Genomic DNA, 25,268 nt, shown 5'->3' with positions numbered 1-25,268 from the left:
TTCCATTTAACGAAAGGGCTATTAAATCGATCGCTGTATCACCCGTTGCCTCTCAAAGCGCCTCCACGGTTATTCCTTTGTCGGCTGAAAGTTTGCCAGGCTGGAAACCTGTCTTGCTTTAGCAAGAGGAACTAACCTTTTTTCGACCTTCTTCAATAGATTCTTTGTTGTCTGTACAGGATGCCGGATCCGCTCTAGCTGCCGATGGAGTGTAGGATGCTGATGTGCCCATAGTTCCTTCTTGAGCGCCCTCCAAACTTTCGGATATTGAATATCCTGTTCATGCAGATATGATTTTAGCCAGAGTAGATAATTTAACCGGGCAATGTGATGGATTTTCTCGCCTTCTTTCTGCTTCACAGCAGTTCGCCAGTAACTTTCTGGATGGTACCGATACCGATCCCAGCATTGGCTGGACACATAAACGGGTCTCTTTAGAAAAACTTTCGAGTGAAATACAATGTCTTCGAGCGCATTGCGAAAATTTTCTTCAAAACCGCTAAACTCATCAAAGGTGGTGCGACGAATTAAAATACTACATGTACAGGGATAAATATGACGGTTTTCCAGAAACAGGACGATCTGTTCTGGGGGTTCAACGAGCGTGTCAAATTGTTTACTCGTCAAGGTTAAAAAATCACCGAGCTCCTCGTCCGGGTTGAGCTGCCAGATACAGGGATTGTTTTCCATCCAGCTAAACCAGTACTGCGTTCTGCCATAGAGCATTGCAGCCTCAGGATGAGCTTCCAGAAGTGGAACTTGCTCTTCTAGCTTGTGGGGCAACCAGACATCATCCGAATCCAGAAACGCAATGTATTCTCCCCTGGAATGGCGAATCCCCAGGTTTCGCGTTGCACTCATGCCGCGGTTTTTATGTCCATTATGTTCAACATAGAAAATTTTGTCTGGATATTGCTGGGCATAGTGCTGAGCGATCGCCGTACTCTCATCGGTTGAGCCATCGTCTGCCAGAATCAGTTCCCAATTGTCATAGGTCTGCGCCAGGATACTCTCAATCGCTTCCTCAAAAAAGTTCTCCTTTTTCGCATTCCAGAAGATAATGATGCAGGAAACTAAAGGTTTTTGATCAAATGATTGGATGGATGATTGGTTGGACGATTGATTTATTGTTTTAGTCATTAAACCACCTCTCTAACTGCTGCTTAAATTCTTCGCCGTTCCAGTTTTCCACCGCGATTCGAGGTAATTCAAAGCGATCGCTCCCCTGCCAGACGAAATCTGCGGCGGTAGAACAGGCACACTCAAAGCCTGCTTCCTGAGCAATCGTCACGGTTTCTGGAGCGTAGTTTCCGAATGGATAGGAAAAGCTCATTACAGGACGATTGAGGAGCGCTTCTAACCTTGCCTTACTTTGCTGAATCTCAAGCTGCTGGTGATTTATCGACTGAGCAGACAAAAAGGGATGGGTCAACGTATGAGCGCCGACTTCAATCAGGCTGCTGTGCGCTAATTCCATCAATTCAGTTTGAGAGAGAGGGCGATGCGTGGGGCGCGGCGTTGGTTTTGTTTGTGCCCATGCCCGAATTTGATCTAGTAAGGTCCGGCGATCGACTTCAGCAAGCGGAAGTAACTGTTGCCAGATCGTGTAATAAAAAAACAATCGTGAGCCGGGTTGAGACTTCCAGGCAGGTTGATGGCGAGCACGTTCAGCCTCTTCTACGCGATAGGATGCGGCTGCACCCAGTTCCCAGCAACAGGAGTGACCGTTAATATCGAGCAAAAGCATTTCCGGTAGTTGTCCGGGCTGGAGCAAGAGCTGCTCTAACTCATCCCACCAAAATTCCTGCTCGCACCCCACATATCCTGCGGTTACAAAAACCGTGACTGGAATGCCATACCGTTCCAGTAAGGGCTTCGCGTCATACAGGTTGTCGGCATAGCCATCATCAAACGTTAAAGCCACTGCTCTTTGCGGCAAATTTCCCTTCTGATACAGCTGGACCAGCGTTTGCAGACTCATAGGGTGAGCTTGGTGCTGCAATACTTCTAACTGCTCGGAAAAGTGTTGCGGCGTGACGCAGAGACTCCAGGGATCGACATTGACCTCAGAGATACGGTGATACATCAGAATCAGGGCTTTCTGTCGGGTCAAACGCTTCTGGAGCTTTTTAACAGCACGATTTAAGCGACTCACTTTCAAGCGGTTCATGACAGCACCTCAGGTTTGACTGCCCGAATCGTAATCGTGACTGGGTAGCCAGGATCACAGTAATCTAGTTCGTCAGTGTGAACCTCCTGAGTTGCCAGGCCCTGTAGAAATGCAGTGGCAATTAAGACATTCCCGAAGCTCTCAACCTCAACGTTTTCGGTAGGAAAAAGCTCTTCAAAGAGCCGCTGTGCCGATAGCGGAGTGAAGCTCCAACACCAGCATTTGTTCCACTCATGGTCATTTAGCGGCGTTATTCCAGGAATGGTTACGAGCAAAACGCCACCGGGCTTTAAAACTCGGTAAGCGGTCTTCAGCGCCAGCCGCACTTCGTAAATGAGCTGGAGGGTTTGCGTCAGAATAAGGCAATCGAAACTATCCGAGGGAATGTGCGGTGCGTCTGTTAAGTCACCCACGATCGTTGCCTCAGCATTTCCTTCTTCCACATGCAGAACATCGCTTTGCGTGACGCGATCCCCGCCATATTTGCGCGTGTAAAAGTGATCCCCGATCGCCAATACTCGTCCCCGAATATCCTCAGAATGACGAGTCATGAAGTTCTCGATGTAGTAGCGATCGATAGGCAGCCCGCGATCTAATCCCCAGTTTGAGCTGATTGGCTTTAAACGGCGTAAGTTCCCCCAGCGAGCCATGCCTAAAGGGGGGCTGTGCCTGTAGGTATGCCACTGCTGCTTCAACCATGAGTGAACGGGCTGAGGCAATACCCGTTGAGAGAGTTGTTTTAATAGCGCTGGATTCATAGACCAGTCTTATAGGAGGCGGAATGCTGCTTGCGGCATTAACTTACTGAACTTTTTGATTGCACCCTGAGTGCGAGAAGATAGATTTTTTAATTTGGATAGAACAGGATGGCGGTAAGGGAAGATTGCTTTGTTGAACGCTTCCCAAATTTGAGAATCCGTGATGCCCTGTTTTCTGAAATATCCCTCTAACCAGTTCAGGAAATAAGAACGCACCTGATGATACTGACCGGCTTGATTCACAATAGAACCACAGGAATCGGGATGAAGCCGATATTGATCCCAACATTCGTCAGCGACAAAAACTGGAAAATGAAGATACAGTTTGGTGAAAAATGCTTGGTCTTCGTAGAGCTGATACATTTTTTGAAATCCTTCCTCAAAACCTCCCAGATATTCGACCACATTGCGTCGCAGCATGATATCAGTAGGAGGAGGAGGAGTCGTCCTTCCTAGGGGGTAGGACAGGGTTAATAGTTCTGGTGGGTAATAGAGCCGATTCGCTGCGGCATAAGTCTCAGGAATCGCGTCTCGCTCACGGTCCTCAGAATTGCCAGTCCAGCTTTGCCAGTAAATACTTTTGCCATAAACCATTCCTGCCTCCGGATAAAGCTGCATGACCTTGATCTGCTGCTCTAGCTTGTGCGGCAGCCAAACATCATCGGCATCAAGAAACGCAATGTATTCGCCTTTAGCATAACGGATTCCTAGATTGCGAGTCGCGCTCATCCCCCGGTTTTGATGTCCTTCGTGTTCTAGATAGCGAATCTTTTCAGGAAACTGCCGAGCATAATTTAGAGCGATCGCCGTACTGCCATCGGTAGAGCCATCATCCGCCAACAGAAGTTCCCAGTTACCATAAGTCTGGGTCAGGACGCTTTCGATCGCCTCTGCAAAAAACTTCTCCGCGTTGAAGAAGATGATGATACTGGAAACTAGCGGTTGACTGCTCATAGCTGTCTTTCTATCTATCTTTTTTATCGATGTTCCTTGTGCATTGATTCCGGACGAGTGAAACAGCAATTGATCCCGTTAAACAGTTAGGAAGTTTCGTGCCCTACTTTATAGAATTGCGATCGCGAAACTACTCTATCTTTCAGCCAATATTTGCCCAGCCGCAGAACTAGAGGAATTACCTTTCGATAGACAGTTAGAGAATGGCTACAATTTAAAGATTCACGAATTTGCGTCACTGCTGCCTGAAAATCCCGTGAGCCGATGAGCTTGGGAACAGTATGGTAAAGTGCATCCAGTGCCCAGTTTTCTCTTGCTTTTGCAGCCAGCCAATCTGAATTTGCTATAGGTAGGTAGGATTGAAAAATCGCGATTGCCCGACGGATATCTCTCATATTTTCACCAGTTCGGGTATTGCGTTCGGTGCTGGAGTTTGAGTGCATCCGGTAAAGGGCTAAAGGTTCGGGTTCATACCAGATCGGATAATGTGCCGCAATTCGCACCCACATTTCCCAGTCTTCGCTCCAGGACAGACGACTGTCAAAGCCGCCCAGATGCTCGTAGACATCCCGCTGCACCACGATCGCGGGTGTTTGAATTCGCTGCTTAACTGCAATACGCTCCAGCCAACGATCCAGGATTCCGCTTTCAGATTGCTCCAGCTCAGAAAGGTACTGCCAGTGCCCCCGTTCGTCCATCATGATGTGGCGACAAAAAGCAGCCCCAATGTCGGGTCGCTGCTCAAAGGCACTTTGCAACTTGTGATAGAACCCAATACGGACGCGATCGTCGCCGTGTAGCAGGTGAATCAATTTTCCTCTAGCGCGCTCTAAGCAGGTTTGGAAGTTTTTGATATGCCCCACATTCTGTGGCTGGCGGTAAAATTCAACCCGACCTTGTCCCACTTCTTCAACTACAGCAGCCGGATCGTCTCGGGTTGAGCCATCATCAATCACTTCGATTTGCATCATTTCTACACCAGGGTCCTGCATCAGCACACTCGCTAAGGTTTCACGCAAATACTCAGCGCAGTTGTAGGTCGGGATCATCACTGACCAGAGCGGCTGAACTGCCTTAGGTATCTTTGGAATGGCTGCACGATACAAATGATTCTCGCTCATAGGTCGATACAAATTTAATAAAGCTGCAATTAATCAAGAAATGCGATAGATTAACCCTGCGTCACCGCTGTACTTCAATTCAAAATTCTGTTCGATATACTCAATAAATTTAGAGTTACTGGCTCGCAGCTTTTCATACTGAGAAGTCACGATACCAATCCAGTCCGATCCCTGGTTATGCAGTTCCTCCAATAATGAAATTAAATCCTGATCTTGTCCTGCGGCTAAGTCATCCCACCAGGGAATTTCTGACCATGCAGGTGGAAAAATCCATCCCCGCCTATGACTGTAATAGATCATTACAGGATTACCAATTTCATCGGCAATGCTAACTACGAGATCATCAGGCTCAGCTAACTTCTGCAATTCGATCCCCAGCCTGTAGCTAGGCTCTAGAACAGGGCGATACACGGAAGGCAATCGTCTATGGCCAAACAGACCGATGACCAGCAGAATAGTGAGTATGCAAGCCAGCACGACAGGAGTTTGTGAGCGTCGCCGGAACAGAGAGGCGATCGACAAAATTGCGTGCCCTGAAAGAGCTGCTGCTGCCGGATTCGCCAAATGAAAATTGTAGGGCTGGTCAACAAGATGTTTACACCCAATAAAGTAGTAGACTCCAACCCCAACAATCCACCAATGAAAAAACCAGGGAGCCTTGCCCCAGAAAGCTTCTGGATCAGGGTTTGAATTTGAAAGCTGCTGAGGGGGAGGTAACACCAACCCTAGACAAACAAGACCCAGTACAGGTTTTGTCCAGATCCAGCCATCGAAATGGCGATACAGTTTTGGCAGGTAGTATCTCTCGTTAATCCAGGTCATAAAGCCCTGATCCCAGAGCCAGCTTCCTGCACCCGCAAAGTGATGAGGCGGGTAATTCAGATAAAGATATCTTGCCCATAAGTAATAGGCAACCACGGGAATAAGCGTTAGCAAAGCTGCAATCGCGCTCGTTACAACCATTCTGTAATTCAGACGCTGCTTCTGTCTCAGGATCGTGAAGCTTGCATAGAGCATCGGAATTCCAACGACCAACCCAGTCAGCTTAGTTAGGAAGCCCCAGGCACTAATAACGATCGCAAGCCAGAGGTCAAAAAAACGTTCATGCTTACAGTAGCGAACTAGAAGCCAGCATCCTGTGGTGATAAGAGCAACCATAGCTGGATCGGGTAGGAATTCTCGGTCGGTAAAAATGCTGCCAGGAATCAGCGCCATTACGGCGGCTGCCATTAAGCCGTGCTTTTGATCCCACACTTGGCGTGTCAACTGATAGAGAGCAAAGATTCCCCATAAGCCGAATAAAACCGCAACAGATCGTCCAACCCAGTTATGTTGACCTACCATGCTGTAGAGCAGTGCTGCAATATAGCTGACCGTTTGAAATTCTCGCCCGTTGTAGCTTGGTCCAGGTCCATTCCAGCTAATTTCTGGATATAAGATATTCCAGTTTCTCCGCCAGAAATTGTCTGCCATCATGGCAGTGCTGGTTTCTCGCCAGCCATACTGATCAACAAACGGCTGATCAATTAACTGAAGACGCAAAGTTGCAGCACCCATAATAATGGCAGCAAGTAAGAGCTGAGTTCGAGAAATCCTTATCTTCATAGATCCAATTTCATTCCCCTAATCTTTCAATACAGCGTTCTTTACAGCGTTCTCCGCTGAATAACTGCTGCGTTGAGAAGAACTTGAGAAACTGTTGACCGACTGCTTCCAGGGAAAAAGCTGCTTCGACACGACGACGGGCGAGTTTGCCTAGCTCAGATGCCCAGCCCGGTTGATCGAGTAGGCGATCGAGCGCAGATTGAAACGCGACCACGTCGCCGCAGGGTACCAGCAAGCCCCCGGATGCTTCTCCCTGGTTCAGGATGTCGGGCACCCCGGATGCTGCCGCTGCAACCAAAGGCAATCCGCAAGCCATCGCCTCGATCGGGGCAACCGGAAACCCTTCAAACACTGATGGAAAGGCATACACATCCCCAGCAGAAAGCACACGACGAATTTCACTGCGGTCTGTGATGTACTGATTTATCCAGGTCACATTTTGGATTGGAAGTGCATCAATTCGCTGCTGCAACACGTCGGCATCCTGCCCCGTTCCCAGGAGAAGCAGCCGTAGTTCCTGTTTGGGTCGCTCTGCACAAATGTTTGCCCAGGCATCCAGCAGAATATCTAGCCGTTTGGTGCTCATCTCAATCCGCCCGTGCCAGACGACTACCTGCGCTTCAAGCGGCAGCCCTAGAGCAGCTCTCGCCTCATCTCGGCTCATTGCAGTCCACTGTTTTAAATCGATCGGGTTAAAGATTTGAGCGACTTTGTGGCAGGGCAAATGGTAGCGATCGCTCACTCGTTGAATCTCGGTTTGAGGTGCGATCAGCAGTCCATCGCAAGCATTGATAGTGAAAGGTCGTAGCGATCGTCCGATCCGGTTTAGCTCGAAGCAGCCACTCTGAAAACTGCCGAAAACAGGCAATCTCATCCATTTACCTAGCAGAGTGCAGACATCGAAGCGCGGCGATTCATAATCCTGACATAAAATGGCACGACATCCGTGACGACGAATCTCCTGAAATACGCCCCTGAGAGGAGTTGCCAGATAGGGAGCTACCAGATTCAACCCTTTTAAGAAGCGGCGACGGTTTCCTTTGACGTTCCCTGCCATTTCCTCAAAGCTTTTCGCCAAGTAGGGATTAGGGTTCACCATCTGACGACGAATCGCTTGATAAGTTTTCGGTGCAGGCAAAACGCTAATGGTTGTACCCGTTGAAATATGCTGAAGTCGCAGCGGCTCAGTCACTTGTGCAGAGACCAAAATTAGGACAGTGCGGATGCCCACGAGTCGCAGAGCCTCGATGTAGCCTAGCAGCCATCCCCCCGGACCATCGGTACAGAAAGCTTCGAGGGTAACGTCGATGCTCTCTAAAAAGTCATCCCACAGGTCGCCCCAGGGCAGCAGCGCAATGCTAAATTGAGGCTGTCTTTCTGCAATCGTCACTTCAATTTGAGTCTGCTGTTCAATGACCATCTTGACACTGCACCTCCCTTAATTTATGAGGTAATCGCAGGGCACGCCATTCCTGCAAAAACTGCTGCTGAATCACCTTGAGTATCAGTCGAACTCCAGCTTTGATTATTTGCCAGGAGCGGCTACAGATTAACGCTTCTCGAAGCTGAATCAGCGCAGCTCTTGTATTTCCTTTGGTAGCCATTTGTTGAGCAAATGAGACTGCCCAGAGTGCCCAATTCTTGAGGGCAGATCGCGTCACCGAATCTGCAACAGATTCAGGTAGATAGGCGTGAATAATGGCAGTCGCGTTGCGGACATCCCGGATATTTTGCCCACTCAAAACCGATCGCTTGGTTAAGGAATTGGATCGATCGCGGTACAAAGCCAACGGCTCTGGTTCATACCCCACGGGATAATAGGCTGCAATCCGACACCACATTTCCCAGTCTTCGCCACAGCTCAACATCCGTGAATCAAAGCCACCGAGCTGCTCGTAAACCTCACGTCGAACGACCATTGCAGGAGGCTGTAGGGTTAACTCTGTCGCAATCCGTTCTAACCAGTTCGACAATATCCCTCGCTCAGTTTGCTCCACAATGGAAAAATACTTCCAGTGCCCGCACTCATCCATCAAAATCTGACGGCAGAATCCGGCTCCGATTTCCGAATATTGCTCAAACAGCAATTGCATTTTTGGATAAAAGCCATCGAGGATAGCATCATCTCCATGGAGCAGATGAATTAGACAACCCCGCGATCGCTGCAAGCACGTTTCAAAATTCTTGATATAACCAACATTCTCAAGCTGCTGATAGAACTGCACTCGCCCTTTGCCTAGTTCTTGAACCACCGCTGCTGGATCATCTTGAGTTGAGCAATCATCAACAACTTCAATCTGCATTAGCTCAGGTCCAGGGTCTTGAGCAAGCACACTATTTAACGTTTCTCGTAAGTAGCTAGCGCAGTTATAGGTCGGTATCATAACGGACCACAATGGACGCGATAGTCCGTTTTGAACAGGTCGTATTACTGCTTGATGAAGAGGTAATTCATTCATCTTAATTTATTTTCGCTGCTCCAGAACATATAGCGTACCGTCGCCCAGCAGCCATCTTCTGAACGAATACTGCTGTTTCACCATCCATCCAGACTCAGTAATGAATCTAAGTTTATATAAATACTTGAATCTACCTGTATTTTCTCCCCAAAGACAGGTAAAGCTGCTCCAATCTACCTTAACTCGTCTGTCAATATTGCTTTGTTGCGGCTCACAGGTTTCAAGCCGATTTGCAAAATGCCAGCCATTGAATTCAAATCCGCCATAAATTTGTTCAGGTAAAACTTTGGAATCTTCAATTAAACTATTGAGAGCTTGCCACCGTACTCGATTCCACAGCAGGTAGTCATGAGTTGCAGCAACAGTAAAGCTACCGTACACCAGCAGCAGGGCTGAAGCAGTAAAAGCCATTCCTGAGGGCAGCTTTTCTCCTAAAGAATCCTTGCTCAAAACAATGATAAGCATCATCAAAATAGGCATTAGAAAAAGCAAATAGCGATCGAACCAATACTGCTTATCCAGTCCTCCAATCACTACAAAATAAATAAAAGCGGCAGAAATAGCTAAAATAGGTAGCCATCCTTGATCTGAAGTATCTTCTTTCCAACGAGTCGTAAGATCTAAAAAGGCTGGAATGAGATATAAAATAATCACTGCCGCTCCAATAAATCCTATCAAGGTCAAAAGTTCCCAAGTTCTGTTCCATATTGCTTCTCCACCGGCATTGAGGCTAGAAGAGTAGCCGTCAAAGGCTTCGGGTCCTACACCAAAAGTTTCTAGGGTATTTCCAACAAAAGGCATTTGCCTGCCCTGAAGAACAAGGACAGTACCTGATGCTAGAAATAGCAAAATCACTAACAGATCTAAACGTCTATTTCTGAAAGATAAGCTTTTAAAGCGATCGGCAAGGCAAACTATTAAAAAGGGAAATAAAAACAATCCCAAGTAAACCAATATGATAATTGCATTTTCAAGATAGGTTAAAGCGACAGTCACTAACCCTTTGGAAAAGGTTTCTAACAAATTTTTAATCTGAAAACCATACAGGGCTGGCGTCTCGTTAACAGAGTTTAGCCAATGGGAATAACCTGCCTGCAATAATAAGCCTGTTATAGTTGGCAAAAAAGCTACAGTAAAATTTTTTATCTTTAATCCTTTTTTAGCCAGATAAGCCAAGCCGAAACTAGCAGTAATAACAATGCTGGATTGGCGATTTAAAATAGCAATGAATGAAATTAAAATGCCAGCTAGAACTTCTAAATTTGAGTTTAGCCTAAGTCCGCGAACGATGAAATAGAGCGATAAAATTGCAAAGGAAAATGAAGGAACATCACTATTAAAAGAATTTGATGAGCTAAAGTAGACAGGATTGAGAGCAATAACTGAAGCCCCAAGCAGAGCAAGCTGGAAATTCCCTGTCAATTCTCTTAACAGTCCATAAGATGCCAGCACGCCCAATAACCCCAGTACTAGCGTAGAGACACGAAGTACTGTGAACGAAAAACCAAAAGGTAAACAGAAGATAGCTCCCCAAACAACCTGTGATAGCAGATTGGTTGCAGTCCAGTCAGAGAGCTGATACTCTCCTGTTTCTAGAAGCATTTTGACGGTCCAGCCGTAAGCCCAATCATCATTAAGCGGAAAATTGCCGATCGGGTTAATCAGCACGAGCATCGCCATCCAGACAATAGTGACTAGCAGGATGCTGACAAAATCAGGATTCAACCTAGAGATCCTGAGGGGCGATCGTAACGAGTTAGCTTTCATACTTGTTCCGCACCACGAGATAAAATTAATTTGGCTAAATGCTTATTCCTTATTGACAGTTTCCTATTCCTTACGCCTTACAAAAAACATGGTAAGCAAGTCATTAGCTCCTTGTTCCGTTCCTAGCTCTTGAATTTGGTAATCTGGATTGTTCTGTACTCTTTCCTCAAACCACTTTTGGTCTGCTTCGTTTAATACTAAAAACTGATCATGTTCCTCAAGAAAATTGCTGCTTTGAACGCTTTGAATAAAGGAATAGTGTGTGCTAATTGCATTTAAGTGAACGTAATCGCCCGTTGCGTAAGCACTGGTCACGTTCTTAGTTGCAGTTTCCCAATCCAAAATATGGAAGTAGCGGCTTGGCTTAGAAGAGTAGTAGAAGCGCGGGAGAAAGTCATGCCCTGCTTCCATCGCAATCGGCAGTTCTGGATATCCGTAGCTCAAATCATTTGCTCCCGGTTTCTGTGAATACTCAGGAAATTTTCTGGCATAGTAAAGTGGGTAAAGGATTATCGTTAATGTGAGTGCCAGAAGCGCGATCGAGCGTAGAGTCGAATACGAAAATCGGTTTCGTTCTCTATTTCTCTCTCTACTGCTCAATGCTTCAGGGGCAGAAATCATTTTAGAAATCAGGTAGGTTAATAAAATAGACCAACTGACCGTAATCGTTGGCAGAATATAGCGATCGTTTAATAGCGGTTTTACAGTAACAGTAATTATCCATGCTCCTAGCGGAACCAGCAGAAAGAAGATGGAAAGTATTAAAAGTGAAATTTCTCCGTGATCGAGCTGACTCACGAAGGAAGGCTTCGATATTATTTTTTCAGTTGATTTTAAGATACTTAGCAATGCTGAGATGGTTAACAAACCCAATATAAACCAGACAAACTTCGGAAAGGGAGTAAGCAAGTCAATTGCTTCCGATAAGCTGTAGGTATAAAACCATTTTGCCCCATTATTAGATTGATTAATGATTAAAGGGACTAGGGGTAACAGAATCATCCAGCCTGCTAACACTGATAAATAAAGCTTTTTTCTAAAAGTGCCAATATATTTATCGTAAGTTAAAAATGAAGCGAGAACCGCTGTGCTATATAAAATGCCGTACAGATGAGTCAAGACAATGGCAGCGTGAGCCAAAGTGTTGATTAAAAGAGAAGTGAAGGTGTATTCCCGTTTTCTATTTAGCGAGTCGTATTGAAGACATCCAAATGCACAAACTGCGGCAAATAAACCGTACATTCGCAGTTCTGCATTGTGATATAAAACAAGTTCGGACAGGCAAAAAATGCTAGTTGTGCCAACAGTAACCGACCAGAAATTATAGGTTCGCCGTAGTACCGTCCATATCATGATGTAAGCAATCGTGATCGTTACGCCGGAGAAAAGCCGCAGCGATAGTTCGATTGAGCCAAAGGATGAGCCAAAGATTTTGTCCCAAACCCAACCTATGATGAAGTAAAGCGGGGGAGCTTGATTAAACTTGTCGCTCCAGGCAACCAGCATGTGTGGTAGGGAAGGATCGTTTAATAAGTAGAACGACAGAAGCTCATCATTCCAGAAAAACTTTCTAGAAGAGACAACGGCGCATGAAATCAACAGCGATGCAACTGCAAGCGCAGGAATAAAATATTCCCAATACCGCTCATTAAAAGTAATCTTTCTGATATCCATTCAGTACGCTGCCCTTCAAACTAAACTTTTTGCAGCAATATTAATGCTTGCTTTTTAACATTCTTTTCAGCCAAAGCCGACGTAGGACTTCCCAGTAACCGCCGCCTACTTTAATTAGGCGAAATGAAGAAACGCCCATGTCCGGAGTCCGGTTAATCCAGGAGATTGGAACTTCATGCACGGAATAACCCATCAGCATCGGCTGTAGACCTGTTTCAGCATTGATTGCAAATCCGGGCTGTGTGATTTGAAGATTCTCAACAACCTCCCGGCGCATTAGCTTGAGATTATTTGTTAAATCCCGAATATCACCGCGCAAGAATAGAATACGAGCCAGAAAGTGAAAGCCACGATTAGCAATAATTTTCTGAATGGGATAGTTTAGCAAAACGCTATGGCGGGAGAAGCGGCTCCCCACAACGACATCGTATCCCTCTGCTGCTGCATCAAAGAGATCCCTAAGTTCAGGCAAAAGATGCTGAAAATCGCAGTCCATCGACAGAATATATCTACCCGTTGCAGTTCGATAACCATCTGCGATCGCCCTACCTACCCCATTGGGAGGCGTACGAAAAACAGGCTTAATCCTCGGATCTTCTTCTGCTAGCTGCCGTAAAATTATTCCTGTGCGATCTTGACTGTTGTCATCCACAGGAATGATTTCATGAATATAATCGCCGTATAGCTCTTTTAAGCGGGTCACCAATGGCTTCACGTTCATTTCCTCGTTGTGGCAGGGGATAACCACTGATATCGAGTTGTAAAGCGATACATGTTCACAAAGAGAAGCATCCGGGCATTCCACCCCGCGCGGCGGCTTCTGAGCATGAACGAGAATAGAACCTGCTAGGGTTTGAAGGACAGGCATATTTTCGAGGAGGATCGAGAGATTCCGTAAAAGCCAAATTAGTGGACGGTTGAGAGGCGAATAGACAAAATCATTAAAAATGGCAAATACTCTAATAAAACCTAATTCAGAAATCAATTCATACAATTTAGGACGGCTGAGCAAGTGACGGGGATCTTTCTGTCCAAGCCATCCTGCCAGAAGCCGTCGCAACCTGAGAACTATATTCCAGGGATTGCTTTCATAGAATAGAATCTGTCCACCAGGCTTCAGAAGTTCGTAAACGTTTTGCAAGAACCAGGCACAGTTTCCAGCGTCCAACAAATCCATTGCAATGATGAAATCAAACTGCTCCGCTCCTAATTTGTCAGACTGAAGCGTTGCATTGATAAACCGGATCGAAGCGGGAAGATGATCAGGGCGATCGCCAGTTGGGTTGAACGTGACGGCAGTAATAGGATTCTCCCCGCGAGAAACACGCACTAACTGCTGAGTAAATAGTCCTCGACCACAGCCCAGTTCTAAAATCGTTTGCCCTGGTAATAGATGAACCATGTGGCGAAAGGATTGTGCTCGCCACAGGAGACGATCGCGGTAAATGGGATCTCGTTTCAGCCAGTAGCGATCGCGGTATTGCTCACGAATACCGAGTTTCTGTACCGCTGGGTCTATTGTTTCCTGAACAGTAGTCGATGGGCTTAATAAACTCATAATTTTTCTCTAAAGGTGCATTTGACTTGTTAACTGCTGAAGAATGAATAGAGTTTTCAGAATAATTAACTCACCTTCTCTACCAGCAGAACTGTTTCCCAATCTGTTGTAACTAAAGGCTTAACTCGATAAGCAGGATTAGCTAAAATCCTCATCTCTAACCATTGGGGGCACTGAATATATTCCCAATCTTTATCAACACTCTTCAGTGGACACTTCCTCCTATAATCCCGTTCATCTATAACAAGAAAGCGATCATAATTTTGAAGAAAATCATCACTTTGAATAATATTATTTCTGAACCTTTCCGGGTAAACACGTTTTAACGCATCTAAATGCTTGTATTCTTGTGGAGTAAACGAGCCACTATTTTCATTTACAGCAGCTTCCCAATCTAAAATAAAAAAGTGTCGGTATCTTTCAGAAGAATAATGAAAAATCTGCGTAAACCATGATGAGAACTGTATTGCAACCGGAAGATTTCTGTAATCAAGCTCAGATAAATCAACTTTCTGCAAAATAGTTCCGTGAAGCTCCTGCCTTGTAAAGCTTCTAGCAAATTTAATAGGTTGCGAGAGAAAATATGTAATTAAAATTGTGCACAATATCAAACTGGCAAGCTTCTTTAGAATATTGATTAAATTACTTCTTCTGACATTTTCTAAACCAAATTTAGTTTGGAATTCTAAAACAAAATGGGAGCTTGCAAAAGCAATTAAAATGATCCAACTTAAACAGCTAGGAATTAAATATCTTTCTATAAAAATAGGTTTAACTGTCCGTGAAATAAGCCAAACAAAAATAGGAACCAAAAGAAAACTAAGTGCAAATAGTAACAGGGGAAGCTCTAAATTTCTTTGAGTTCTTTGAGTTCTTTGCTGATTTTGGAAGCTTTCATGGTTGAAATGAGAATCATTTTGTCTGAATGATTTGAGCAGCAATAAACTACTAGCAGTTAGAATGATCCAACCTAGAGCACGAGCTTGGAAGAAGGATGATGAACTCAAATTCATCAAACTGGTCAGATTATTGAGAGCGGGAATGGGAATCCATGTACGAGGTCTACCCGCATCTGCCTGAATGAGGAGAGTAGGGATATAGAAAATCAGCGAAAGGCAACCAAGAATAATAGATAGATAAATTCTTGTCTTAAAAACCTTACAGTAGGCATCCCAAACTAACTGTGTTAGGAAGATAGCCCCGCTGTAAAAGATACCAAATAGATGAGTATGAACAATCGCCGCGTGTATGAAAGTATTACACAACAAACCCCATCGGTTTAGTTTGTCAGATCGATTTAATATATCAAACTGCAATAGACCCAGTGAGCAGACTGCCAAAAACAACCCATACATTCGAGCCTCTGCATTTTGGTCCAGGATAATTCCTGACGTACAAAATACAGTTAACAGTCCAAGCGCAGAGGGTAGAAAGCGATAGGTTCGACGAAGGGTTATCCAAGTAATAATGGCAGCAACACAAAGTCCTAAGCAAGAAAACAGGCGCAGCGATAGTTCTCCTATACCAAAGAATCTAGCCCAGACCCACCCAAATAAGAAATAGAGGATGGGAGTGTTGTTTATTTTGTCGTTAAAAGCGGCCAACATGTGGCTGAACGACGGGTCTGAGAGAAAATAATAGGAATAAAGCTCATCATTCCAATAATATTTTTTGAATGAAACGATGACACAAGCGACTATTAGGGTGATCGAAATAAGCAAAGGAATAATATAACTCCAATCCCATACCTCTTTAAATTTCGTGTTGCTCCTAAACATTGAACACCTGATTTACTTGTTCTTAAATACCACTCGATCGCTGATAGCATAGTTCATTGCCGACCCTATCACGATTCCAATCAAGCTATTAACGGCGTAGTTAATGCCCATCTAATCTAGAAGGAGAAACAAAATGAAATCTCTTGCCGCAATCGATGCGCTACAAGACAAGTGATACAAAGGAATCTCTTGCCTAAAAATTTTGCGTATTGGCCAGTTATGGCTCGACCAAACCCAAAGCCGATAAATGGCAAAGCTAAAAAGTACTAAGATTTCGATCGAAATAAAGTTTGCTAGGTTACGCCAAGCCGGTTGCCCCAAGCTGAAAGATTTAACCGGAATCGCTAGGAGTAGGGTATTAAAGGCGGCTGAAATGATACCGCAGATGAGAAACCGAACAATACGATGCTTGAACAGCTTTCCTAAGCTACTTAAACTCTTAGTGAAGAAGATAGAAAACATGATCTTTAATGGCTAAGCACCATATCTTGGCACCATCGCCCAATGTTTGTAGTGAAAATCTCCTCCAGGATGTCTTTGACTGTATAGGTTAAATTCCAATCTGGATAGTGATCTTTGAACTTTTGAACATCGCTGATCCACCAGATATGATCGCCAATGCGGTTAGGCTCTGCATAGCTCCAGTTCAATTTCTTGTCTGCGATCGCTTCACAGTACTGGATTGCTTCCAGCATCGAGCAATTGCTGAAGCGACTGCCCCCAATGTTATAGACTTCTCCCCTACACGGATTCTGGTAGAAGTGATAGAACGCATTCACCAGGTCAAAGCTATGAATGTTGTCTCGCACCTGCTTTCCTTTGTAGCCAAACACTTGGTAAGGTTGACCCGTCATGGTGCATCCCATCAGGTACGATAAAAAGTCATGTAGTTTCATTCCAGAGTGACTGGGATCCGTTAAACACCCTCCCCGAAATACGGCAGTCCTCATCCCAAAGTAGCGACCATATTCTTGAACCAGTATGTCTGCTGCCACCTTTGAAGCTCCAAATAGCGAGTGCTTGAACTGGTCGATACTCATGGACTCATCAATGCCGCGATCGTAGTAGGAGTGGGTTTCAGCAATTTCCCATCGCAGTTCCTGTTCAACGAGCGGTAGATTATTGGGTGTGTCTCCATATACTTTATTCGTTGAACAAAAAGTGAATACCGCATTGGGACAGCTCTGGCGCGTATTCTCCAGTAAAACCAGCGTGCCGTTTGCATTGACGCTGAAATCTATGGAGGGATCTTTCGCTGCCCAGTCATGTGATGGTTGAGCCGCTGTGTGAATAATGAGACGAATATCCTGGTTATAGGTCTTGAAGATATTGGAGATAACTTCTTGATCCCGAATGTCAGCGTTGTGATGAATGTATCGATCGCCATAGCACTGTAAAAGACGATCGCGGTTCCATTTGGTTGAGGCATCTGCACTAAAAAAGACTTGGCGCATATTGTTATCGATGCCAACCACAGTGTAGCCTTTGTCACAAAAAAACTGTACTGCTTCAGAGCCAATTAGTCCAGCCGATCCGGTCACAATGATGATGTTCATACTGGTTGCTGTACTTGCTCTTTCGTCAAAATTTTGAATGGGCAAACAACAGCTCCATCAAAATCAGGTCTGGTACCAAGCTGTTCAGCCCCCACATCAATTACTTCAATTTCAAAGGCAGACTCAATGTGGTCAAACACCACCCCCCGCTCAGGGTTTGCTAACCACAGACCAAATACATAGATTCCCGGATTGAGATAAAGGTGTTCAATCTGAAGATGCACCACATTTCGTCCCCTTTTCAGAAAGATAGTCTGTCCTAATGAAAGGGTGTCCGCATTGACTAACTTCGTTCCGCTCTGGTCAAACAAAATTACAGCTAGGCTATTAATCGATCGCTCTGCGTCTGAGACGATTTGTAAAAGAAAATGAATAGGCCCACCCGAATAAGGCTGCGATCGAACCGATTCCTGCAAGCTGCCGTATTTAACCGCTGTAAAACGAGCTTCTCCGGTTCCGCTGCGAATCGTATTGGCCATGCTGATCCATTCTAGAGGCGAAACCTGGGTATCACCGGAAGACATATAGCGAGCAACCAAACGGGTTGTATTGCCGAAGTCAACGAGTCTGCCCTGCTCAAATATTAAGCTCTGAGGGCAGAGCCGTTGCACTGCGTTCATATTGTGGCTAACAAACAGCACCGTCCTGCCCTCGTTCTCCGCCACGTCCTGCATCTTACCCAAGCATTTTTTTTGAAATGACACGTCTCCTACTGCCAAAACTTCATCGACGATCAAAATTTCTGGCTCTAAGTGAGCCGCAACAGCAAAAGCAAGACGAACATACATGCCTGAAGAGTAGCGTTTGATGGGCGTATTAAGGAATCGTTCAACTTCGGCAAACGCAACAATTTCGTCAAACTTTCGTTTGATCTCAACTTTACTCATGCCTAAAATTGCGCCGTTGAGAAAGATATTTTCCCTTCCTGTAAGTTCTGGGTGAAATCCTGTGCCCACCTCTAAAAGGCTCGCAACTCTGCCCCTAATAGAAACTCTGCCGCGAGTCGGTTCCGTAATTCGGCTGAGAATTTTTAGCAGCGTTGACTTTCCAGCTCCGTTACGACCGATAATTCCAATACGATCGCCCTGTTTAATTTCAAACGAAACATCTTTCAGTGCCCAAAATTCTTCACGAGCTGGATTCAGATGATGTAGCTTGTCAGGCTTCAATAGCGTTCGGGTAAGCGATTTGGCACCATCGCTCAATACATCACGTAGAGTCTTGTAGCTGCGCCCCTTTTCCTGATGTCTGATAATATATTTCTTGCTCAGGTTTTCAACTCGAATCACCCTACTGGACATCTGCTACACTCCCTGGATTTCCATCGCTTTTCATGAAAACAGCAGCTTTGGATAGGTCAAATTACATCAGCAAACGTCCGTTCAACTTTGCGAAAATACCAGATCCCAGTTACCAGCATTAGTAAAACTAGTGCGATCGAAAGCAAAAAACTAGATAGGTCAATAAACGTCTCCTTTCCCAGAATTGCCCACCGAAATCCATCAATCACACTCACCATGGGATTGAGTGAATAAACGAGACGCCACTGTGGTGGTACAATGCTGCTGCTAAAGCCAACTGGAGAAATATATAAACCTAACTGGACGATAAACGGAACGATGTAGCGAAAATCCCGATATTCAACATTTAATGCTGCCAGCCATAAACCGACTCCCATGGCTGCTGCAAAGGCAACCAGGATGAATATCGGTAATGTCAGAATCTTCCAGGTTGGGATAAAGTCGTACCATACCATCAGTCCAACCAGGATCATGCCGGAGATCATGAAATCGACAAAGCTGACGATCACTGCACTGGTTGGCACAATTAAGCGCGGAAAGTAAACCTTTGAAAGCAGATTGGCATTACTGATTAAGCTATTACTGCACTCACTTAACGCACTTGAGAAAAATTGCCAGGGTAACATCGCTGAAAAGACGAGGATAGGGTAAGGAATACCCTCAGACGGCAAGTTTGCAAGATTACCAAAAACAACGGTAAATACAACCATGGTCAGGAATGGTCGGATCAATGCCCAAGTTACACCAATGACGGTTTGCTTATAGCGCACCAAAACATCACGCCACGCCAGGAAGTAGAACAGTTCCCGATAATTCCAGAGATCCTTCCAGTATTGGCGTTCAGCTTGGCCCTCCTCAATTACTAGTTCGTAGGGTTCCCAGTCATTGCGGCTATTTGTATTGTGCCTGTGGTGCTTCAGCATAGGAAGAATGGTGTCCCAAACCAGGAGTTAAAGAAAATCGCACACTGTTCCGGCAGTCCTTTCAAAACGAGGCGTTGCTGAATAAGCATATGATACGCCCCCCTAGCCCCCCAACTTTGGGGGGAACCAGAATTCAAAGTCCCCTAGCATTGGGGGATTTAGGGGGCGATGCAGAAGCTAAATTTACACCGTTCATATCCCGATTCAGCAACGCCCAAAACGACACTCAAGCAAGAACCTGTAAACCTAATACGCACCGAAACCAGTAAGAACTTTTGGAATCGTCATCAGCAAAATTTGAAAGTCTTTCCAGAGCGACCAGGACTTTAGATATTCCAGGTCAAGCTGGCTGACCGTGTCCAGGTCAACTAGATGCGATCGCCCTAAAACCTGCCATAAGCCTGTGATCCCCGGTAATGCTCTAAGTCGATGCAGATCTTCGTGCTTGATCCGAATTGCATCATAAATCGTCCAGGGCTGTGGACCTACCAGGCTCATCTCACCGCGCAACACGTTAATTAGCTGAGGTAATTCATCCAGACTATATTTCCGCATAAAACGCCCGATCGGTGTTACTCTCGGGTCATCTTTGTGCTTATGCAAGCCTTGCTGAGATCCCATGATGGTATGGTGAGTCTCCTCAGCATTAACAACCATCGTACGAAACTTCCAAATCTTAAATAGTCTTCCCCGACCCCCAACACGCCATTGCCTAAAAAAGATAGGACCTGGCGATGAAAGCTTAACCAGGACCATTAAGAACGCCATAAGCGGGCTTAGGACAAGAAGCATCAGTGCCGACAGGAACCAATCGATGAATCGCTTCGTTCGCCAGCCGAGTGAAGAACACTGGTTACGAAATTCCGCAGAAGGCAGCACAGTCAAAAAAACAGGTCTATTTGCATCATGACAAGCATCTGCCCAAGACTGCAATGCTGTTTCGCTTAACTTAATATTAAGGCAAACTGCTGCAACGCTAGAGAGCCGCAAGCAATCCTTAAGCCACTGTTCGCTTCTTAATGCCGGGATACCAGCATCGGAAGCATTCGCAGCATTTACAAATAAAAAATTGCTTCTCCAACATAAGGTTACGTTGGAGAATGTAGGAATATCAAGCTCTACCCAAGAGCTATTCTCTAGCCTTAACACCTTGATGTTAGTGAGGCGAATTCGTGTTGCAGTCATATAAATAGATTTGAAAGGCTTGAACAGGTCACACGAAACCCAACCTTGATTTAGTATTTGTAGAACCCTTATAAATTCCGCTATGGGACTAGTAGTAACTTTAACTACGTTCTACGACTGCTGCATTAACTTGAATTTATCGCTTACGAACTGACACCGCAATTGCCTCGCTATTTAACGCTTTAGCAGCCTAATGTTTGGTTGGATAGTTTAATTCAAGAACATATACGGTCTTTTTGAAAAAGCAAATCTACCTTTGGGATGAGTTACCCTCACAACACCCTGTACCAGCCTTAACAGAGCAGAGAGCAAAAATGATGTAAAAGAGTATGAACCCGAAGCAGATTTTCCCCGATAATAAAAGCTAATACAAATGCTGGTAGAGTCATGAAAATGCATCATCTTATCATAGCAGTCTAGTATTTTTGGTACTGATGAGCTGTTACAGGGTATCAGTCGGCATAAGCAGGCTGGCTTAGGTAATCAAGGAGCCATTTTGAACTGTGTTGAGCAACACTCACGAGTATCTATTTTTAAATTAGCTAAGTGTAAATTAGCTAAGTTCAATAAAGTCACGAAGGATTGGACAATTTAGGGTTAATGCCTTAGAGTTTAGGGCTCTTGTTCAGTCCTTAATTAAAATTACTAGCTTGCCTGATTCAATTTCTACGTATTTCGCACAGGAGTTTTTACTACTCCACGTATAAATTGTTCGTTAGTCCTGCAATAATAATGAGCTGAGAAAAGTAAGCTATGAAGGTCGCACTAATACATGACTATCTGACGCAGCGAGGTGGTGCTGAACGAGTCTTTGAACTGCTCTGCCAGCATTTTCCAGACGCTGATGTTTTTGCGTCTTTATATAGCCCAGACACAACGATCGACTTAGGGGATCGTCCAGTTCAAACAACTTATCTACAAAATATTCCGGGATCAACTCACTTCTTCAGGCTACTTGCCCCTCTGTACTTTCAAGCATTTAAAGCACTTGATCTACAGGAGTACGACCTAATTATTAGCAGCACCAGTGGCTTTGCTAAAGCTGTCCGCAAGCGACCTGATGCAAAACACATCTGCTTCTGCCACAACGTGACTCGCTTTCTCTGGGATACTAAAACCTATCTAAGGGAATATAGACAGTACAAAAGGTTCTACCCGTTGCTGGAAAAGATTTTTCAGCGGATGCGGAAGGCTGACTTAGACGCTTCTAGCAGTCCTGATTTATACATTGCCAACTCTACAACGGTCGCAAACCGCATTCAGCGCATCTATAATAAGCCTGCGCTCGTAGCACACTATCCGATCGACATCACCAAATTTATTTTTTCTAGCCAGAAGGACAATTTTTTTCTCGTTTCTTCCCGGTTACTGAGCTACAAGCGGATTGATGCTATTGTAGAAGCCTTCAACTGGTTGGGGTTGCCCCTGCTTATTACTGGAGAAGGTCCACAGCAAGGACAGTTGAAAGCTAAAGCGTTAGAAAATGTGCAGTTTTTGGGATATGTGAGTGATGTAGAGCGCAGTTATCTTATGTCTAAAGCCAGTTCCGTAATTGTTGCAGCACTGGAAGATTATGGTTTGGTACCGATCGAAGCAAATGCTAGCGGTACACCCGTACTTGCCTTTGGTGCAGGTGGCGTTCTAGATACTCAAATTCCAGGAGTTACGGGTCTTTTTTTTAATCGGCAGACCCCCGATGCGATTCAGGCGACTGTTCTTGCATCTAAAACAGTGCAATGGAGCTATGAAGCCATTCGCGCTCATGTCCTTACCCAGTTTACGGATAAAGCTTTCTTTCAACAAGTCGATAAGATTTTAAATAAAGTGCTAGATTGCTAGTACTCTAAGTTGGATTTTTTACGTTTCTACAGAGCCATATTTCGGTAGTCGTAACGACGATGACCAATAAGGACAAGATCAATTCAGCAGTAGAAGAGAGCGATCTAGGCTACGGTGACCTATTTGCTGTTCTTTTACGTCGTCGCTTCTGGATACTCGGCTCTATGAGTATTGCGATCGCGATCGCAGCGCTATTAGCCGTACGGGAAAAGCCTGTTTATCAAAGCTCAATGCGGCTTCTGGTTGAACCTAACTATCCAAGCTCACAGGCACAATCGAATGTAGTCAATAATCCACTAGCTCCTAACGGTGAGGAGGACTACGCGACTCAAATTAACTTGATGCGTAGCGGCCAATTTCTACGGCGAGCAGTTGATGCTTTAAGGAATGAGTATCCAGATTTAGGTGTTAACGAAGTTTCAAAATCGCTTAAGCTCTCTCAAGTCGTAGAGAATGAAACTCAGACTAAAATTTTTGAAGCGGTATATACCAGTGACGAGCCGATAAAGGCACAGAAGATTTTAGAAACCCTTCAAAAAGTATATCAAGACTATAACTTACAGCAGCAGGAACTCCGTTTGAACCGTGGTCTTGCAACAATTAATAAACAGCTTCAGGAGTCACGTAAGAACTTGATTGATGCTCAAGCAGAGTTAGAACAGTTTTTAGGAAAATCTAGATTAGTTCAACCTCAGGAGCAGGCATCCTCCGCTTTAGGAGCACTCAGCCAGATTCAGCAAACGGAGCAAACGACCCGTACAGAATATGATGAAGCGCGTGCTCGTTATCTAACTATTCAGCGGCAGCTTGCCCTATCGCCTCAGGCGGCGCTCATTACTGCTCGGCTCAGTCAGTCGGAACGCTATCAATTTCTACTTGGGGAATTACAAAAAACTGATTTTGGGCTGGCAGGACTACGAGTCACCTATTCAGATGCTGCTCCTCCAGTGCAATCCCTACTAGCACAACGACAAAGCCAGATTCGTTTATTACAGGAAGAGGTTACGCGAATTGTCGGTTCCGTCGCCGCTCAGAATGGACTTGATCCGAGTCGTTTTCTTAGAAATGGGCAGTTGAGCGAAACGGATATTAATCTTGTGAATCAATTAGTTGAACTACAGTCAACCCTCTCTGGCTTGGCTGCTCGAAGTCAAAGCCTAGAGGCTGCCAAACAAAAAATCCAGGTAGAATCAAGCCGCTTTCCTGCCCTGATCGCAGAATATGAACGGCTACAGCCTCAGGTTGAGAGCGAACGTGCTAATTTACAAAGATTACTGCAGCTAAGGCAGGAATTGAGTGCAAGACTGATACAGGGTGGGTTTAACTGGCAGGTCGTAGAACCGCCTGAACTGGGATATCGAATTGGACCGCAACCGATGAGAACTATCCTGTTAGGCATTGTAGTCGGGTTGTTTCTAGGCGGGATCGCTGCTTTTCTGCGTGAAGCAACCGATACGGTCATTCACTCTGCCGACGATTTGAAGAGGTTGTCTAAGCTTCCGCTGCTGGGAACATTACCCAAACTAGGTTCATTACAGCGATCACCTGTTCATCTTAAGGGCTCAAAGCCTGCATCATCTGCGTCTAGTCTATTGGAAAACTTGGTATTATTGCAAGAATCTCTAGATTTTACCTATAAAAACATCTTTATTTCAGGGTCACACTTCAATTCACTGGTAATCACATCGGCATTATTGGGTGAGGGTAAATCAACTGTTGCAATAGGGTTAGCTCTCAGTGCAGCTCGCCTGCATCAGCGAGTTTTGCTAATTGATGCAGCGTTAAAAAATCCAACCTTACATCATTACTTCCAAGTTGCGAATGACAAAGGACTTTTTACCGTACTCTCAGATGAAGCGATCGGGTTACAGCCCTTAAAGCTTTCAATTCTGGGGTCAGATGTTGATTTTATACCTGCGGGACCAACGCCTGCTGATCCACTACAACTCCTCAGCTCTCGCTCCATGAAGGAGCTACTGCTGGATTACGAATCCCAATACGATTTAGTTTTGATTGATACGTCGTCTGCAATTGAAACAGTAGCAACGCTCCAAACTGCCTCTATTTGTAAAAGTACGCTACTAGTGAGTAGCCTTGACCAGGTTACTAAACTTGAATTGCTGCGAACTATTTCAATGCTGAACAAACTAAATCTAGTTGGCATTGTAGTGAACAATTGTCGGTAAAGTTTCACATGTGTTGATAGGGTATCGTCAACTTAGCCGCTTATGTTCAAAATTAGGTTGTGTCGCAAAAACAGCCGCTGGTAAGGTAGACAAGCCCCGTTATGCCTTCTCGCCCTCCGATGGCTACTGCTGCTCTGTTCAAGTGGCGGCATTTCTTGCCTGAAATTATCCTGCTCAATGTTCGTTGGTACTGCCCTTCGGGTTCGCCAGTTCCCTACGGCGGGAGACCCGCCTGCAGGACTGGACTTACCGTTACTCCCTCAGCTACCGAGATTTAGAGGAGATGATGCAGGAGCGGGGTGTGGAAGTAGACCATTCGATGATCAACCGATGGGTGTTGAGGTACGCCCCAGAACTGGACAAACGCATTCGACCCCACTTGAAGCCGACCAACGATTCGTGGAGAGTTGACGAGACTTATATCAAAAGTAAGG

At 45.1% G+C, this 25,268-nt stretch carries 18 protein-coding genes and 1 pseudogene; 3 read left to right on the top strand and 16 right to left on the bottom strand.

The window, feature by feature from the left end; all coding sequences use genetic code 11:
• Positions 1–69 precede the first annotated feature (69 nt).
• The 16 genes from NDI45_RS24360 to hepC all read right to left on the bottom strand — a co-directional run bounded on the left by NDI45_RS24360 (position 70) and on the right by hepC (position 20,809).
• On the bottom strand, positions 70–1,140 hold the full coding sequence (locus tag NDI45_RS24360) for a glycosyltransferase family 2 protein (protein ID WP_348249216.1): 1,071 nt from the start codon (positions 1,138–1,140) through the stop codon (positions 70–72).
• Complete coding sequence (locus tag NDI45_RS24355; RefSeq protein ID WP_348249215.1) at positions 1,133–2,170, bottom strand: polysaccharide deacetylase family protein; 1,038 nt, start codon at positions 2,168–2,170, stop codon at positions 1,133–1,135. Before NDI45_RS24355 ends, NDI45_RS24360 begins: the two co-directional genes overlap by 8 nt.
• A complete protein-coding gene (locus NDI45_RS24350) occupies positions 2,167–2,928 on the bottom strand; it encodes a methyltransferase domain-containing protein (protein ID WP_190794934.1) in 762 nt (253 codons plus the stop codon). Before NDI45_RS24350 ends, NDI45_RS24355 begins: the two co-directional genes overlap by 4 nt.
• Positions 2,929–2,937: 9 nt before the next feature.
• Positions 2,938–3,882 carry a glycosyltransferase family 2 protein gene (locus NDI45_RS24345; RefSeq protein WP_348249214.1) on the bottom strand — a complete coding sequence of 315 codons (945 nt, stop codon included), beginning with the start codon at positions 3,880–3,882 and terminating at the stop codon, positions 2,938–2,940.
• A gap of 86 nt (positions 3,883–3,968) precedes the next feature.
• Positions 3,969–5,003, bottom strand: coding sequence for a glycosyltransferase (locus NDI45_RS24340; RefSeq protein WP_348249213.1), 1,035 nt, complete (start codon positions 5,001–5,003; stop codon positions 3,969–3,971).
• A gap of 33 nt (positions 5,004–5,036) precedes the next feature.
• The gene (locus NDI45_RS24335) at positions 5,037–6,560 is read right to left on the bottom strand and encodes a glycosyltransferase family 39 protein (protein ID WP_348249212.1); all 1,524 of its coding nucleotides are present in this window, start codon (positions 6,558–6,560) and stop codon (positions 5,037–5,039) included.
• Between the two features lie 58 nt (positions 6,561–6,618).
• A complete protein-coding gene (locus NDI45_RS24330) occupies positions 6,619–8,028 on the bottom strand; it encodes a glycosyltransferase family 4 protein (protein WP_348249211.1) in 1,410 nt (469 codons plus the stop codon).
• The gene (locus NDI45_RS24325) at positions 8,018–9,067 is read right to left on the bottom strand and encodes a glycosyltransferase family A protein (RefSeq protein WP_348249210.1); all 1,050 of its coding nucleotides are present in this window, start codon (positions 9,065–9,067) and stop codon (positions 8,018–8,020) included. Before NDI45_RS24325 ends, NDI45_RS24330 begins: the two co-directional genes overlap by 11 nt.
• A gap of 6 nt (positions 9,068–9,073) precedes the next feature.
• Positions 9,074–10,792 carry a glycosyltransferase family 39 protein gene (locus tag NDI45_RS24320; RefSeq protein WP_190794928.1) on the bottom strand — a complete coding sequence of 573 codons (1,719 nt, stop codon included), beginning with the start codon at positions 10,790–10,792 and terminating at the stop codon, positions 9,074–9,076.
• A gap of 105 nt (positions 10,793–10,897) precedes the next feature.
• A complete protein-coding gene (locus NDI45_RS24315) occupies positions 10,898–12,508 on the bottom strand; it encodes a hypothetical protein (protein ID WP_190794927.1) in 1,611 nt (536 codons plus the stop codon).
• 40 nt (positions 12,509–12,548) lie between these two features.
• Positions 12,549–14,066, bottom strand: coding sequence for a glycosyltransferase (locus NDI45_RS24310; protein WP_348249209.1), 1,518 nt, complete (start codon positions 14,064–14,066; stop codon positions 12,549–12,551).
• Between the two features lie 65 nt (positions 14,067–14,131).
• Positions 14,132–15,787 (bottom strand): hypothetical protein, encoded by a 1,656-nt coding sequence (locus NDI45_RS24305; protein ID WP_348249208.1) that lies wholly within the window; start codon positions 15,785–15,787, stop codon positions 14,132–14,134.
• A gap of 524 nt (positions 15,788–16,311) precedes the next feature.
• The gene (locus NDI45_RS24300) at positions 16,312–17,400 is read right to left on the bottom strand and encodes an NAD-dependent epimerase/dehydratase family protein (RefSeq protein ID WP_348249207.1); all 1,089 of its coding nucleotides are present in this window, start codon (positions 17,398–17,400) and stop codon (positions 16,312–16,314) included.
• Positions 17,397–18,701, bottom strand: a complete 1,305-nt coding sequence (locus tag NDI45_RS24295; protein ID WP_348249206.1) for an ABC transporter ATP-binding protein — start codon at positions 18,699–18,701, stop codon at positions 17,397–17,399. Before NDI45_RS24295 ends, NDI45_RS24300 begins: the two co-directional genes overlap by 4 nt.
• A 56-nt stretch (positions 18,702–18,757) precedes the next feature.
• Positions 18,758–19,624 (bottom strand): ABC transporter permease, encoded by an 867-nt coding sequence (locus NDI45_RS24290; RefSeq protein WP_348249205.1) that lies wholly within the window; start codon positions 19,622–19,624, stop codon positions 18,758–18,760.
• Positions 19,625–19,870: 246 nt separating this feature from the next.
• Positions 19,871–20,809, bottom strand: coding sequence for a heterocyst development glycosyltransferase HepC (hepC, locus tag NDI45_RS24285; protein ID WP_190794958.1), 939 nt, complete (start codon positions 20,807–20,809; stop codon positions 19,871–19,873).
• A gap of 753 nt (positions 20,810–21,562) precedes the next feature.
• On the opposite strand from hepC, the gene NDI45_RS24280 reads away from it, so the two are divergent.
• The 3 genes and pseudogenes from NDI45_RS24280 to NDI45_RS24270 form a co-directional block, all read left to right on the top strand.
• Positions 21,563–22,648 (top strand): glycosyltransferase, encoded by a 1,086-nt coding sequence (locus NDI45_RS24280; RefSeq protein ID WP_348249204.1) that lies wholly within the window; start codon positions 21,563–21,565, stop codon positions 22,646–22,648.
• Between the two features lie 59 nt (positions 22,649–22,707).
• Positions 22,708–24,834 (top strand): Wzz/FepE/Etk N-terminal domain-containing protein, encoded by a 2,127-nt coding sequence (locus tag NDI45_RS24275; protein ID WP_348249203.1) that lies wholly within the window; start codon positions 22,708–22,710, stop codon positions 24,832–24,834.
• 119 nt (positions 24,835–24,953) lie between these two features.
• A pseudogene (locus NDI45_RS24270) lies at positions 24,954–25,268 on the top strand (hypothetical protein); the annotation flags it as partial.

The sequence above is a fragment of the Leptolyngbya sp. GB1-A1 genome, assembly GCF_039962475.1.
Classification (GTDB): Bacteria; Cyanobacteriota; Cyanobacteriia; order Elainellales; family Elainellaceae; genus Leptolyngbya_A.
The sequence above is the reverse complement of the archived record's forward strand: the minus strand, read 5'-3'. Positions and strand labels throughout refer to the sequence as shown.